At 71.1% G+C, this 12367-nt stretch carries 14 protein-coding genes; 4 read left to right on the plus strand and 10 right to left on the minus strand.

Annotated features, from left to right (window positions below; genetic code table 11):
* Both ACFVHO_RS28845 and ACFVHO_RS28850 read right to left on the minus strand, forming a co-directional pair.
* Positions 1-261, minus strand: a 261-nt coding sequence (locus tag ACFVHO_RS28845; RefSeq protein WP_385720700.1) for an ATP-binding cassette domain-containing protein, incomplete at its 3' end; no start/stop codon positions are given.
* 95 nt (positions 262-356) lie between these two features.
* Positions 357-1076, minus strand: a complete 720-nt coding sequence (locus tag ACFVHO_RS28850) for a TetR/AcrR family transcriptional regulator (protein ID WP_385720703.1) — start codon at positions 1074-1076, stop codon at positions 357-359.
* A 225-nt stretch (positions 1077-1301) separates the two neighbouring features.
* Between ACFVHO_RS28850 and ACFVHO_RS28855 the strand changes: the two genes are divergently transcribed.
* Positions 1302-1688 carry a hypothetical protein gene (locus tag ACFVHO_RS28855; protein WP_385720706.1) on the plus strand — a complete coding sequence of 129 codons (387 nt, stop codon included), beginning with the start codon at positions 1302-1304 and terminating at the stop codon, positions 1686-1688.
* A 4-nt stretch (positions 1689-1692) separates the two neighbouring features.
* Here the strand turns inward: ACFVHO_RS28855 and ACFVHO_RS28860 are convergent, their stop codons facing one another.
* Positions 1693-2205, minus strand: coding sequence for a MarR family winged helix-turn-helix transcriptional regulator (locus ACFVHO_RS28860; protein WP_385720709.1), 513 nt, complete (start codon positions 2203-2205; stop codon positions 1693-1695).
* 90 nt (positions 2206-2295) lie between these two features.
* On the opposite strand from ACFVHO_RS28860, the gene ACFVHO_RS28865 reads away from it, so the two are divergent.
* Entirely contained in the window at positions 2296-2718 is a 423-nt protein-coding gene (locus tag ACFVHO_RS28865) for a Rid family hydrolase (protein WP_385720711.1), read from the plus strand.
* A 108-nt stretch (positions 2719-2826) separates the two neighbouring features.
* A complete protein-coding gene (locus ACFVHO_RS28870; RefSeq protein WP_385720714.1) occupies positions 2827-4443 on the plus strand; it encodes a GMC oxidoreductase in 1617 nt (538 codons plus the stop codon).
* A gap of 32 nt (positions 4444-4475) precedes the next feature.
* Here ACFVHO_RS28870 and ACFVHO_RS28875 read toward each other — a convergent pair whose 3' ends face one another.
* The 4 genes from ACFVHO_RS28875 to ACFVHO_RS28890 form a co-directional block, all read right to left on the minus strand.
* The gene (locus ACFVHO_RS28875) at positions 4476-5447 is read right to left on the minus strand and encodes a hypothetical protein (RefSeq protein WP_385720717.1); all 972 of its coding nucleotides are present in this window, start codon (positions 5445-5447) and stop codon (positions 4476-4478) included.
* 200 nt (positions 5448-5647) lie between these two features.
* Complete coding sequence (locus ACFVHO_RS28880; protein ID WP_385720720.1) at positions 5648-6088, minus strand: OsmC family protein; 441 nt, start codon at positions 6086-6088, stop codon at positions 5648-5650.
* Positions 6089-6158: 70 nt separating this feature from the next.
* Positions 6159-7271: an ABC transporter substrate-binding protein gene (locus ACFVHO_RS28885; protein WP_385720723.1), complete on the minus strand. Its 1113-nt coding sequence runs from the start codon at positions 7269-7271 to the stop codon at positions 6159-6161.
* A gap of 158 nt (positions 7272-7429) precedes the next feature.
* Positions 7430-8296, minus strand: a complete 867-nt coding sequence (locus tag ACFVHO_RS28890) for a GyrI-like domain-containing protein (protein WP_385720726.1) — start codon at positions 8294-8296, stop codon at positions 7430-7432.
* A gap of 162 nt (positions 8297-8458) precedes the next feature.
* Between ACFVHO_RS28890 and ACFVHO_RS28895 the strand changes: the two genes are divergently transcribed.
* Positions 8459-9328: an alpha/beta fold hydrolase gene (locus tag ACFVHO_RS28895; RefSeq protein WP_385720728.1), complete on the plus strand. Its 870-nt coding sequence runs from the start codon at positions 8459-8461 to the stop codon at positions 9326-9328.
* On the opposite strand, the gene ACFVHO_RS28900 is transcribed toward ACFVHO_RS28895, so the two are convergent.
* The 3 genes from ACFVHO_RS28900 to ACFVHO_RS28910 all read right to left on the minus strand — a co-directional run bounded on the left by ACFVHO_RS28900 (position 9325) and on the right by ACFVHO_RS28910 (position 12235).
* Entirely contained in the window at positions 9325-9903 is a 579-nt protein-coding gene (locus ACFVHO_RS28900) for a hypothetical protein (RefSeq protein ID WP_385720731.1), read from the minus strand. The two genes, ACFVHO_RS28895 and ACFVHO_RS28900, sit on opposite strands and share 4 nt — an antisense overlap.
* A 161-nt stretch (positions 9904-10064) precedes the next feature.
* On the minus strand, positions 10065-11540 hold the full coding sequence (locus ACFVHO_RS28905; protein ID WP_385720734.1) for a sensor histidine kinase: 1476 nt from the start codon (positions 11538-11540) through the stop codon (positions 10065-10067).
* Positions 11537-12235: a response regulator transcription factor gene (locus tag ACFVHO_RS28910; protein ID WP_385720736.1), complete on the minus strand. Its 699-nt coding sequence runs from the start codon at positions 12233-12235 to the stop codon at positions 11537-11539. Before ACFVHO_RS28910 ends, ACFVHO_RS28905 begins: the two co-directional genes overlap by 4 nt.
* Positions 12236-12367: the final 132 nt, after the last annotated feature.

Here is a 12367-nt window from a genome sequence, read left to right on the forward strand (position 1 = left end):
GCGGCGGTCCGGGCCGCTGGCCGCCGGGGTGTGTCGGGCGTGGGCGGGCCCGCCCCCCCGCAGGTCACCGTGGTCGGCGGTGACGAGGGTGGAGAGGATCTTGACGGCGGTGGTCTTGCCGGCGCCGTTCGGGCCGAGCAGGGCGAAGACGGTGCCGCCCGGCACCGCCAGGTCGATGCCGTCGAGGACCGTCTTGTCCCCGTAGGCCTTGCGCAGCCCCTTGGCCGAGATGGCGAGTGAGCGCGTTGTCGTGGTCGTCATGCCGCAGAGGCTGCGGCAGGCCGCATTCAACGTGGTTTCAGAAGGGTTTCAGGGTCTGGAACCGGGGCTGCGGGGCTCGGAGCCGCGTCGGTCCGTCAGCGCCCGGTGGGCGGTCCGCCGACGTCGGCGAGCAGGCCGTCGAGCTCGGCCGCGTAGAGCTGCTCGGCGTCGAAGCCCATCCCCGTGAAGTGCCCGGCGAGTTCCAGGGACAGGACGCCGTGCAGCCGGGTCCAGAAGGTCAGGGCCCGGTGGAGGACGGCGGGCGGGGCGGGATGGTCGCCCGCCCACTGGCGGTGGGCCGCGAGGTGGGCGGTGAACGCGGTCGCGGGGCTGTCCGCGGGCTGTGGGGAGGGCGGACCAGAGGGCTGTTCCGACACCGGTTCCGAGGGGAGTGCGGCGCAGGCGTCGAGCAGCGTCGTCATGATCTCGGACGAGATGGCGGTGGTGTCGTCGGGTGCGTGGTAGCCGGGGACGGGCGTGCCGTAGAGGAGGAAGTACCGCTGGGGGTCGGCCAGCGCCCACCGGCGCAGGGCGTGCGCGAGCGCGGCGAGGTCGGCTCCGGGGGCGGCGGTCGCGTGGAAGGTGTCGGCGAGGCTGCGGTAGGCGTCCCTGATGAGTTCGGTGATCAGCTCGTCGCGGTTGGCGTAGTACCGGTACAGCGCGGGCCCGCTCATGCCCATCTGCTTGGCGATCGCGTTGAGGGAGAGCGCGGACGCCCCCGCCGAGGCGATCTGCTCCCACGCGTGGTCCTTGATCTCGGTCCGCACCTGTGTGCGGTACCGCTCGCGCGGGCTCTTCGTCCCCGTGTCCGCCATGGCCCAGCCACCTCTCTCGCCCTACGCCGCTGCGACGCCTTCAAGAATTAGTTAGAGGCTATCACTGAAGCTATTGACGATGCGCGCTCACGAGCGTTAGAACTTATAACGAACGGCAAGGTTACTAATTCCCGGGCGACGCGGCACGGTCGACCGTGCGCTTCCGGCCCGTGCTCCTGATCCGCGCTTCTGACTTCGCCCGCCCCCCTTCACGAGGAGAACGTCATGTCGGCTTCCACCTCCACCTCCACCCCCGCCTCCACCGCCTCACCCGCGACGACGGGTCACCGCATCCCGCGAGCGGTGACCATCTCCGCCTGGGCGGTCCCGATCATGGTCCTGGGGCAGTTCGCCCTGATCTCGGGCGTGCCCGTCGTCATCGCCCTGGTCGGCGCCTTCACCCGCGTCCGCGACCGGGCGGTCCGCGCCGCTGCCGCCCTCCTGGCCGTCTCCTTCGCGATCCCGCTCACGATCTGGCTGGTGCGGCCCGACGGCGCAGAGAGCCTGTCGAAGGACATTCACCCCGGCTTCGTGGGGCTGATCGTCGCCGCCGGGGCGGCGCTCGTCCTCGCCCTGCGCCGTGCCCGTTCGGGGCGGCCCGCGGTGCGGTGACGTGCTAGGCCAGATCGGCCGGGCGCACCCGCAGCTTCTCGGCGATCCGGGCGAGCGCCTGCTGGTCGGCGGGGGTGAGCTGGTCGAGCACCAGCTGGCGCACCGAGCGGACATGGGTGGGGGCGGCGGCGACGACCACGTCGTACCCGGCGTCCGTCAAGGCGGCGATGGTGTAGCGGCCGTCGTCGGGGTCGGCCCACCGCTCCATCCAGCCACGCTTCTCGAACCGCTTGACGACGTTGGACAGGCGTGACAGGGAGCCGTTGGCGAGATAGGCCAGCTCGCTCATCCGGAGGCGGCGCTCGGGGGCCTCCGAGATCTGACTCAGGGTCAGGTACTCGAAGAGGGTCAGGCCCGCCTCCTGCTGCAGCGGCGACTCGAGGCGCCCCGGGAGCAGCAGGACCAACGAGACGAGGCCGGTCCAGGCCTCCTTCTCCGGGGCGGACAGCCACAGCGCGTCGTCAGTGGCGCCCTCGGTGGCGTCCTTGCCGGGGTCCGGGTTCGCGCGGGTGGTCATGACCGCACGATACCGAACGGTAGTCACTTCACGCATGAAGTGAATCTGTGGTACGTTTACTTCACGCTTGAAGTCAATGGGAGGATCATCATGAGCAAGCCCGAGTTCTTCGCGACCCCCGGATACGGCGAGACGATGCTCGCCGCCAGGCGCTACAGCCAGGCGGTCCGCATCGGTGACAGGGTCGAGATCTCAGGCCAGGGCGGCTGGGACGAGGACCTGAACTTCCCGGAGGTCCTCGAGGACGAGATCGTCCAGGCCTTCGAGAACGTCGAGCGCACCCTCAATACGGCCGGAGCCACCTGGCGGGACGTCATCGCCGTGAACTCGTACCACATCCCCGAGTCGGCCGAGGAGGTCGGCGAGGCCACCACTCGCATCATGGTCGAGCAGTTCCGCAAGCACATGGGTGACCGTGCGCCGATCTGGACCGAGCTGGGGGTCGCGGCGCTCGGGGCGCCGAAGATGCGGGTCGAGATCCAGGTCACCGCGATTGTCGAAGGCGACCACTGAGTAAAGAAGGTGCAAGATCGGACAGAAGTTACTTTTAGGTATGCCGTGACTTCCCATGTGGCCAGCAGTAGAACTCGTTCTGATTCGGCCAAGAGTGAGGAAGATCACATGAGTGGTACATCCTTGCGTGGCAAGGCATCTGATGGTCTGTCACGTCGAAGATTCATTGTTGGAACGAGTTCTATTTTGGGTACCGCGGCGCTCGCTGCCGGGGCCCCTGCGGCCCGGGCGGTCGACGGCGCCGGCGTCCCCGTACTGGTGATCGGCACCGGATACGGGGGCGCTGTCGCCGCCCTGCGGCTCGCCGAGGCGGGCGTCGACGTGCACATGCTGGAGATGGGCATGGCCTGGGACACCCCGGGCTCCGACGGCAAGATCTTCGCCAACACCACGAGCCCGGACGCCCGTTCCTACTGGCTGCGCACCAGGACCAAGCAGCCGCTGAGCAACTTCCTCGGCTTCCCCATCGACAAGGACGTCCCGCGCCACACCGGCATCCTGGACGCCGAGGAGTTCGGCGGCATCATCGTCTACCAGGGCCGCGGCGTGGGCGGCGGTTCCCTGGTCAACGGCGGCATGGCGGTCACGCCGAAACGAGAGAACTTCGCCGCGGTCCTGCCCTCGGTCGACGCGGGGGAGATGTACGGCACGTACTACCCGCGCGCCAACGCGGGACTCGGCGTGAGCGTCATCGACCCGGCCTGGTTCGAGACGGCCGAGTGCTACAAGTACGCCCGCGTCGGCCGCAAGCACGCCCAGCGCTCCGGCTTCCCGTTCGTGTTCGTGCCCGACGTGTACGACTGGGACTACATGAAGCGGGAGGCCGCGGGCACCGCCCCCAAGTCGGCGCTCGCGGGGGAGATCCTCTACGGCAACAACCACGGCAAGAAGTCGCTGCAGCAGACCTACCTCGCCCGCGCGCGGGCGACCGGCCGCGTCACCATCTCCCCGCTGCACAAGGTCACTTCGGTGACCCCGGCGGCCGGGGGCGGCTACACGGTGACGGTCGACCAGATCAACACCACCGGCGACACCGTCACCACCAAGGCCATGACGGCCGACAAGGTGTTCTTCGCCGCGGGCAGCGTCGGAACCAGCAAGCTCCTGGTGAAGCTACGGGCCACCGGGGCACTGCCGCGCCTCAACGGCGAGGTCGGCAAGGGCTGGGGCGACAACGGCAACGTCATGTGCGGGCGCGCCAACCACTTGTGGGACCCGACCGGGAGCCTCCAGTCGGCCATCCCCACCGCGGGCATCGACAACTGGGCCGCGGGCGGGGCCTTCGCCGAGGTGGCGCCGCTGCCGACCGGGATCGAGACGTACGCCTCGTTCTACCTGTCGATCACCAGGAACCCGCACCGCGCCCAGTTCACCTGGAACGCGGCGGCGGGCCGCGCCGAACTCGACTGGCAGACCGCCTGGAAGCAGCCGTCCATCGACGCCGCCAAGACGATCTTCGACAAGATCAACGCCAAGGAGGGGACGATCTACCGCACCGACCTCTTCGGCACGTACAAGATCTGGGGGGACCACCTCACGTACCACCCCCTCGGTGGTGCGGTCCTCGACAAGGCCACCGACAACTACGGCCGCCTGCACGGCCATCCGGGGCTCTACGTCATCGACGGCGCCCTGATCCCCGGCAATACGAGCGTCAACCCGTTCGTCACCATCACGGCGCTCGCCGAACGCAACATCGAGAAGATCATCACCGCTGATCTGTGAGCGGCCCGCCCGGAACGACCGGTGCGGCAGCGCTATCGCCGTGCCACGGTGCAGTGCTTCTGCGCGTCCAGGCGCACCTTGCGGCCGGTGAACTCCTCCAGGACGGCGATGTTCTCCGGGGCGTAGTTCGTCGCGGTGATCCTGTCGGCGTCCTTGCTGCCCAGCTTGCCGGTGTAGGGCGCGGACTTCTCCAACCAGTAGGCCGTCCGCAGGAACTGGGTCAGGACCAGATCGCGGAGCTTCGGCTCGGCCTTGATCCTGGCCCAGTAGTCGGGGTGCTTGTCCTTGGCGACGCGCAGGTAGAGCAGCAGATACCGCAGGTTGGTGGCGGCGATGTCCCGGGCATTGCTGGCCCCGACGCCCTTGATGAACTCCTGGAGCACCGTCACCGCGGGCAGTCCGGTGAGCCCGGCGTTCTGCTCCGCGAGCACTCCTTGGAGACGGTACGAGCCCTGCTGCTGGTCCCGCAGGTAGATGTCGTCCATGGAGGAGCTGAGGGTGTCCTTGATCAGCGGCAGGATCTCCTTGCGCGGGAAGCCGCCGTGCAGGGGCACCGTCAGCGCCTGCTGACCGGCGTTGATCCACGCCGCGCTGTGGACGTCCCACCGGGTCCGGGACGGGTCGAGGTCCCACATGTGGGTCTCCTCGTGGATCGCCACCATCATCGACTCGGCGAACCCGTCGAAGCTCCGCTTGTCCACGAACTGGTCCCAGTACTTGTCGTTGGCCTGGGCGATCGCAAGGGCCTCCCCGCTCGGCCAGCGCCGCTTGTACATGGCCTGGAGGGTCCGCATCCAGTTCGAGGAGTTGAAGGAGGCCTTGAGGTCGCTCAGATCGGCGTTCGGCTGCGACGGCTCGTCGTAGCAGTAGGGATCGGGGGCGCGGCTCTGCCCGGTCCGGTCGGAGGGGGCGGCCGGACCGGGACCGGAGGCGGCCACGGTGCCCGAACCCAGGGCCAGGACGAGGCAGGCCGTCAGCAGGCGGGCGGAGATTCTGCGGCTCACGAGAACCTCTTCTCGAAGCGAGCGTGGGTGGGGGGTGCGCAGGCGACGGGAGCTGAGCTGCCCGTCACTGCCCGTCGCCTGCGTCCGTCCAGCACCGTAGGTCCGCGCGAGCCCCGCGCATACTGTCATGTACCCATAACATTCGCGTGGGGGTCAGGACCGGGAGTCCCGTCCGCGCCCGCAGCACCGCCCGCCCGGCGTCAGGCCCCGTCGGCCGCGCCGGACACGGTCGCGCTGACCGGTGTGCCCGCCTCGATGGTGCGGCTGACCGTGCAGAGCCGGTCGTGCGAGGTCTTCACCGCGCGGGGAAGGATCGCGCGGGCGCGGTCCCCTGACGGACCGTCCGGGAACGTGACGGTGAAGGCGACGTCGAGGTCCGACATTCGGTTGCCGCCCTCGTCCTCGACCTTGTTGCCGGTCACGGTGACGGAGAAGACGGTCGGATCCGTGTGCCGACTCGTGGCGACCTCCACGTCGGCCGCGGTGCAGCCGCCGATCGCGGCGAGGAAGAGCTCGACCGGCGTGAAGCCGGTCCCGGAGCCGGTGCCGAAGGTGATCGTGCCGCCGCGGGCGTTGGTCGCGGTGAACCGGCCGGGGCCGGACCGCTCGAGGGAGACGGAGCGCAGTGAATCGTCAGTCATGCGACGACCGTAACCTCACGCCCCGCACAACGGTCCGCCTGCCGCGCCCCCTCGGCCCGCCCCGCCCCGCTCAGCCGACGTGCAGGACCCGATAGCGATCCGGCTGCGCCGGGTCCCGGTCGACGACCTGGACCGGAGGCCAGGCCCACTGCCACACACCGATCCCCGGCGTACGGGAGAACCGGATCTGCCCACGGGTGCCTTCGACCGCGACGCGCGGCCACGCCCCGGCGATGCCCGCCCGGTCCACCCCGTGGGAACGCAGCACCTCGGCGAGGACGGCGATCGTGTCGTAGCCCTCGAAGGCGACGAAGGAAGGCGCCGCGGCCAGGCGCTCGCGGAGGGCCGACTCGACGCGTGCGCCGAGCGGGGTGAGGTGCTCGGGCAGGTAGCGCAGGAACGGGACCGCGGTGCCGTCGGCGCCCAGCTTCGACGCCCAGTCGGCGAGCTCCGGCTGCCCGGCCGGAGCACCGATCAAGAGGTCGCCGAGGCGCTGGTCGTGGCGGACCGCCTTGACGATCGGCACGGCCGGATCAGGGTGGCCGACCAGCAGGAGAAGGGCCGTCGCCCCCGTGGTGACGAGTTCGTCGCACAACTCCGCGGGGGAGAGGGCCCGCATGTCGAGTTCGACGACGCTGCCGCCGCGAGGAGCGAGGTGGTCCCGCAGGATGCGGGTCCCGGACGCCCAGTACACGCTCGGATCCGCGGCCACGGCTATCCGGCTGTGGCCCGCGCCGAGCAGGAAGTCCGCGTAGATCCGCCAGCCGTGGGACTGTGCGGGGGCCAGGCGCGCGACCCAGTCCGTCGGCTCCTCGGTGAGCGCGTCGAGAACCCCCGACGAGCAGAGGAACGGCAGGCCGAGGGCGTCGGCCCGGGCAGCGGCGGTCCGCGCGACGACGCTGTGGTATTCCCCCGCCAACGCGGCCACGCCGAGACGGGCCAGCTCATCGACGGCCGCCTCGGCCCGCTGCGGGTCGGCCGCAGTGTCCCGCACCAGCAACTCCAGCGGCTTTCCGCCGATCCCACCGGCGTCATTGACCTCTCGCACGGCCAACTCGAGCCCGGCGAGCAGGTGCTGACCTGCCCCGGCCCATCCTGGCCGCGTCAGCGGAACGAGAGCGCCGATGCGGACGGCGGAGTCGTCGGCGTGGTGTGCTCCCCGCGGCGATGGTGGCGTGTTCATGTGCGGCGTCTCCCGAGAGGCGATGGGGCCGTGGTCGGCCGGATCACAGCGTGAACGTCATCGGCGCCGAGAGTAGTTGAGCCGAGAACGGCCCACGTCGGCGGCCCGTCCCGTAGCGGTCCACAGGGACCGGGACGGAGCGCCGACGTGGGCCCGGGTCAGCCCTGTTCCCGTTCCACCGGGAGCCACAGCTCCGCGTCGGCCTCGGTGTTGTCCGGGGACATGCGGGTGCGCAGGATCTCGGGGCCGGGGCGGCTGCGGTAGGGGTTGGACGGGAACCACTGGGTGAAGACGTCCCGCCACAGCTCCTGGATGGCCTCCGGAGCGGGTCCGCTGGTGGTGAAGACCGCCCACGTACCGGCGGGCACCGGGAGGACCGTGGTGCCTTCGGGGGCGGGAGCGGACGTGATCACCCCCTGGTAGTAGTCGAGCTCCGTGCCTTCGGCGCGGCTCGGGTCCAGGTCGTCGCAGACCGCGACGGTGCCCTGCGGCTCCTGGTCCGACAGCTTCTCCAGACGCTCCAGGGTCCCCGGGGCGATCCCCCGGACGAAGTCGATGATCGCCTGGTTCGGCCCCGTGTGCACCAAAGGCACCCGGGCCTTGAGGCCGACGACGCTGAAGTCCGGCTTGTCCACGACGCGATAACGCATGCTGCTGCTCCCTTCGACGGTGAGGCGGAAGGTCAACCGGGGCTGGGAGACGAGCGCCGCGCCGGTACGCCGGGCCTCGGCGGGACCGACCCCGTGCATGGCGCGGAACGCCCGGGCGAACGCCTCGCCCGAGCCGTAGCCGTAGCGCACCGCGATCTCCAGCAGGGACTCACGCCCGGCGAGCACCTCGCCGCCCGCGACGGTGAGCCGACGGCGTCGTACGTACTCCGACAGCGGCATGCCCGCCAGCGCGGAGAACATCCGGCGCAGGTGGTACTCCGAGGTGGCCGCGATCCGCGCCAGCTCTGCCACGTCGACGTCCTGGTCGAGACGCCGCTCGATCTGCTCCAGGCTCTGGTTGAGACGTTCCAGCACTCCCGGTCCCCTTCCTCTTTCGTGATCACCACGCTAGGCGGCGGGCACCCGGCCCGACCCGACATCCTGTGCCCGATCAGGTCGGGTACGCACACGGCTCAGGGCGCGTGCGGGCGGCGGGTCAGACGGCGGCGCCTCTGCGTCGCCGGTAGGTTCTTCGCGGTGACGTTGACAGAGACGCAGGGCCTCGCATCGATGCCCGACGACGCGCAGTTGTGCTGGACGGCGCTGGGAGACACGGCCCGGAAGCCGGCCGTGATCCTGCTCCATGGCGGCCCGGGGCTGCCGGACTATCTGGGCGATGTCGCCCCCATGATCGCGGACCTCGCGCCGGTGTACCGGTACGACCAGCGCGGCACGGGCCGTTCCCCGTGGCGAGGCCCCCATACCCTCGCCCGGCACGTCGACGATCTCGCCGAGCTGCTCGACGCGTGGGACGTGCCCAGGGCCGTGCTCATCGGGCACTCCTACGGCACCGATCTGGCGAGCCGGTTCTGCCTGAGACACTCCGACCGGGTTGCCGCGGTCATGCTGATGTGCGGGCCGTTCACCGGGGACTGGAAGGCCGAGTACCGAGCGGAGCGCGGCCGCCGCATGACCGAGGCCCAGCAGGACCGGCTCCGCGCGTTGGAGAAGCTGCCGCACCGCACCGAGGAGCAAGAGGTCGAGCTGCTCACTCTGTCCTGGTTCACCGACCACGCCGATCCCGGGCGCGGATGGCACTGGGCGGCCCACGGTGCCCGGCGCCGCCGCCCCGTCAACTGGTCCATGAACGGCGAACTCGGCAGGGACGGGCGCGCGGATCCCCTCGACCAGCACCTCGCCGAACTGCGTGCCTGCCTGCCCGCGCGGGCGGAGCTCCTCGGCGGGGCCGACGACCCCCGTCCGCTGTCGGCGCTTCGATCACTCGCGCTCCGGCTTGACCTTCCCCTGACTCGGATCGAGGACGCGGGGCACGAGCCCTGGTTGGAGCAGCCTGACGCCGTGCGCGCGCACCTTCGGCGCTTCGTCCAAGGCGCCCTGGGCACCTAGGGCTTCCGCGCCCTGACGCGGTCGACGGACCACGCGACCAGCGCCACGACGACGGCCACCGCGGCCGCGTACACCGGCAGCCACAGCGTCGTCGTGGCGGACAGACAGTCGGCGACGGCCGTATGGCTGTGGACGTCCTGCGCGTGGACCAGGGCGGCGGCGTCGCGGTCGGCCAGGCCCGCCAGCGCCGCCTCCGTCCGGGTGCTCTCGTACGTGCCGAGGGCGGGACACCGGTCGCGCGTGCCCGGCATGGGGAACAGCCACGACCAGCGCTGCAGCATCGGGGCCAGGGCGATCGCCGCACACAGGCCGACGACCAGCGAATACGCCGTCAGGTTCGCCACGTACGCGGAGCGCAGGCCGGGTTGCCACGTCGGCAGCCGGTACAGGGAGAACAGCGCCGCGAGGAGCGTCACACCGATGTAGGTGGCGAACCACTGCCACGAACCCTGCGCGAGCATGACCGTCAGGACGGCGCCGAGGGCGATGCCGATGACGCCCGGCTCGGCGGCGACGGCACGGCCCGTGCCGGTGGCCGCCCGGCTTCGGGGGCGGTGCGGGCTGGATGCGTCCACGGTCTCTCCTGCCTGGTCCGGCCCCCAAGCATCACGGCGCCGCGCGCCACCGGCCCGCCGCCATGCCGGACCGGCACGAAAGCCTGGCCCGGTCGGCGGGTCCCGCGCCGGGTCAGCCCTCGTACGCGCCTCGTCGCGGGCGGGCCGTCGAGGGGGAGCCGTCAGCGAGGGAGCCGGAGCGTGAAGACCGTCGACCCCGGGCGGCTGGTCAGGTCGATGCTGCCGTTGTGCGCGCGGATCAGGGACCGCGCGACGGCGAGGCCCAGGCCGCTGCCGCCCCGGTCGCGGGTGCGGGCCTTGTCCACGCGGTAGAAGCGGTCGAAGACCCGCTCCTGGTCGGCGGCCGGGATGCCCGGGCCGGAGTCGGCGACCTGGACGACCACGGCCTCGGGGGAGACGGACAGGGTCAGCGACACCTGCGTGCCCGCGGGGGTGTGCACGGCGGCGTTGGTGAGGAGGTTGTCCAGGACCTGACGGACGCGGAGGGGATCGAGCCGAAGCCGCACCGCCGGGTCACCTTCGCCCCGCACCGCCGGGCCGCCGTCCACGCGCACCACCGGCTCACCGTCCACCCGCACCGTCAGCGGATGCTCCGGCCGACCCGCGCGGAACGCGTCCGCCGCCTCGTTCACCAGCTCCACCGGATCCGTGTCCTGAAGGCGCAGCGGCGTCTCCACGTCGGCGGCGTCCAGGCGGGCGAGCAGCAGCAGGTCGTCGAGGAGGAGGCCCATCCTGGCCGCCTCGGCGCGCAGCCGCGCCAGGTGCTTGTCCCGCTCGGCGGGCTCGTTGGCGGCCGCGTACTGGAACAGGTCCGCGTACCCGCGCACCGACATCAGGGGCGTGCGCAGCTCGTGCGACGCGTCCGCCACGAACCGGCGCAGCCGCTGCTCCGCCTCGGTGCGCACGGCGAGCGAGTCGTCGATGTGCTCCAGCATGGTGTTGAACGCGGTGCGCAGTTCCCCGACCTCGGGGCCGCCGGTATCGGAGTCGACGCGGACCGGAAGGCGGGCCGAGTCGGTGAAGTCGTGCGAGGTGATGCCGCGGGCCGTGTGCGCCATGTCGCTGAGCGGCTTGAGTCCGCGCCGCAGCAGGGCACGGCCCAGGACCACGAGGCCGACCAGGGCGAGCGCGAACGCGATGATCTGGACCATGAGGAGCCGGTCCATGGTTTTCTCGATGTCCTCCAGGGGCGCCGCGGTGACCAGGACGACGCCGGGGCTGACCTCACAGGCACGCAGCCGGTAGTCGCCCTGCCCCTCGATGTGCGCGGTGCGGTACACCTCCTTCGCCCCCGAGTCGCGCTGGACCTCGGCGACGGCGGTGAGCTTCCCGGCGTCCGCCGGCACCTCGCTGGGCCTGCGCAGCACGGCCCGGTCGTCCGTGACGTCGTACACGGCCGTGTACCAGCGGTAGAACGGCTGCCGCTCCACCGTTCCGTGCCGCTCGGCGTCCTTGGCCTGGGTGCCCTGGACCAGCTTCATCTGACTGTTGAGCTGGTGCTCCAGATAGTCCCGCATGTACGTCGACAGGGCGGTGCCGACGACGGCGAACACGGCGAGCGCGAGCACGCCGAGGCCCAGCGCGAGCCGGGTGCCCAGGCGCATCCTGCGGTACGTGCGCGCGAGACGGCGGATCACTCGGCGACCTGTCGCACCACGTACCCGACGCCCCGCACCGTGTGGATCAGCGCCGCACCACCGTCGTCCGGCTCGTCGAGCTTGCGGCGCAGCCGGCTGACGACCAGCTCCACGACGTTCGAGCGGCCCCCGAAGCCGTACTCCCAGACGTGGTCGAGGATCTGCGCCTTGGTGAGGACGGTCGGTGACTTGCGCATCAGATAGCGAAGGACCTCGTACTCGGTGGGAGTGAGGGTGAGGAGCCGGTCGCCGCGCCGCACCTCGCGCGTGTCCTCGTCCATCGTCAGGTCCGACACCTGGAGCACCGAGCGCTGGAAGCCAGGACCCGCGCTGCGGCGGAGCACGGTCCGCAGGCGGGCCATCAGCTCCTCCACCGCGAACGGCTTGACCAGGTAGTCGTCACCGCCCCGGGTCAGCCCCGCCACCCGGTCGGAGACGCCGTCCCGCGCGGTGAGGAACACGACCGGCACCATCGTCCCGGACGCCCGCAGCCGGTCGAGCACGGCGAAGCCGTCCAGGCCGGGCAGCATCAGGTCGAGCACCACGATGTCCGGCTGGAACTCGGCGGCCCGGCGCAGCGCCTCCTCGCCGGTGTGGGCGGTGACCGCGTCCCAGCCCTCATAGCGGGCGACCGTCGCCACCAGGTCGGCGATGGGCGGGTCGTCGTCCACGACGAGAAGGCGCACTTTTTCCACCCGCCCATAGTGCGACACGCACCCGCGGCCGCCCCAGCCGTCCACGGCCCCGCGGCCACATCGATAAGCACTTGAAAGTTCAGCGACAGGAAAACGACAGCTCCCCGCAGGCAGGCTCGAAGGGACCCGGCG

The sequence above is a fragment of the Streptomyces sp. NPDC127108 genome, from assembly GCF_042677545.1.
GTDB lineage: Bacteria > Actinomycetota > Actinomycetes > Streptomycetales > Streptomycetaceae > Streptomyces.

Bases quoted from the DNA above. Each gene is read 5' to 3' on its own strand.
- ACFVHO_RS28855 (WP_385720706.1), top strand. From the start codon at position 1,302: ATGTCGGCTTCCACCTCCACCTCCACCCCCGCCTCCACCGCCTCACCC.
- ACFVHO_RS28885 (WP_385720723.1), bottom strand. From the start codon at position 7,271: ATGAACACGCCACCATCGCCGCGGGGAGCACACCACGCCGACGACTCC.
- ACFVHO_RS28880 (WP_385720720.1), bottom strand. From the start codon at position 6,088: ATGACTGACGATTCACTGCGCTCCGTCTCCCTCGAGCGGTCCGGCCCC.
- ACFVHO_RS28850 (WP_385720703.1), bottom strand. From the start codon at position 1,076: ATGGCGGACACGGGGACGAAGAGCCCGCGCGAGCGGTACCGCACACAG.
- ACFVHO_RS28860 (WP_385720709.1), bottom strand. From the start codon at position 2,205: ATGACCACCCGCGCGAACCCGGACCCCGGCAAGGACGCCACCGAGGGC.
- ACFVHO_RS28865 (WP_385720711.1), top strand. From the start codon at position 2,296: ATGAGCAAGCCCGAGTTCTTCGCGACCCCCGGATACGGCGAGACGATG.
- ACFVHO_RS28870 (WP_385720714.1), top strand. From the start codon at position 2,827: ATGAGTGGTACATCCTTGCGTGGCAAGGCATCTGATGGTCTGTCACGT.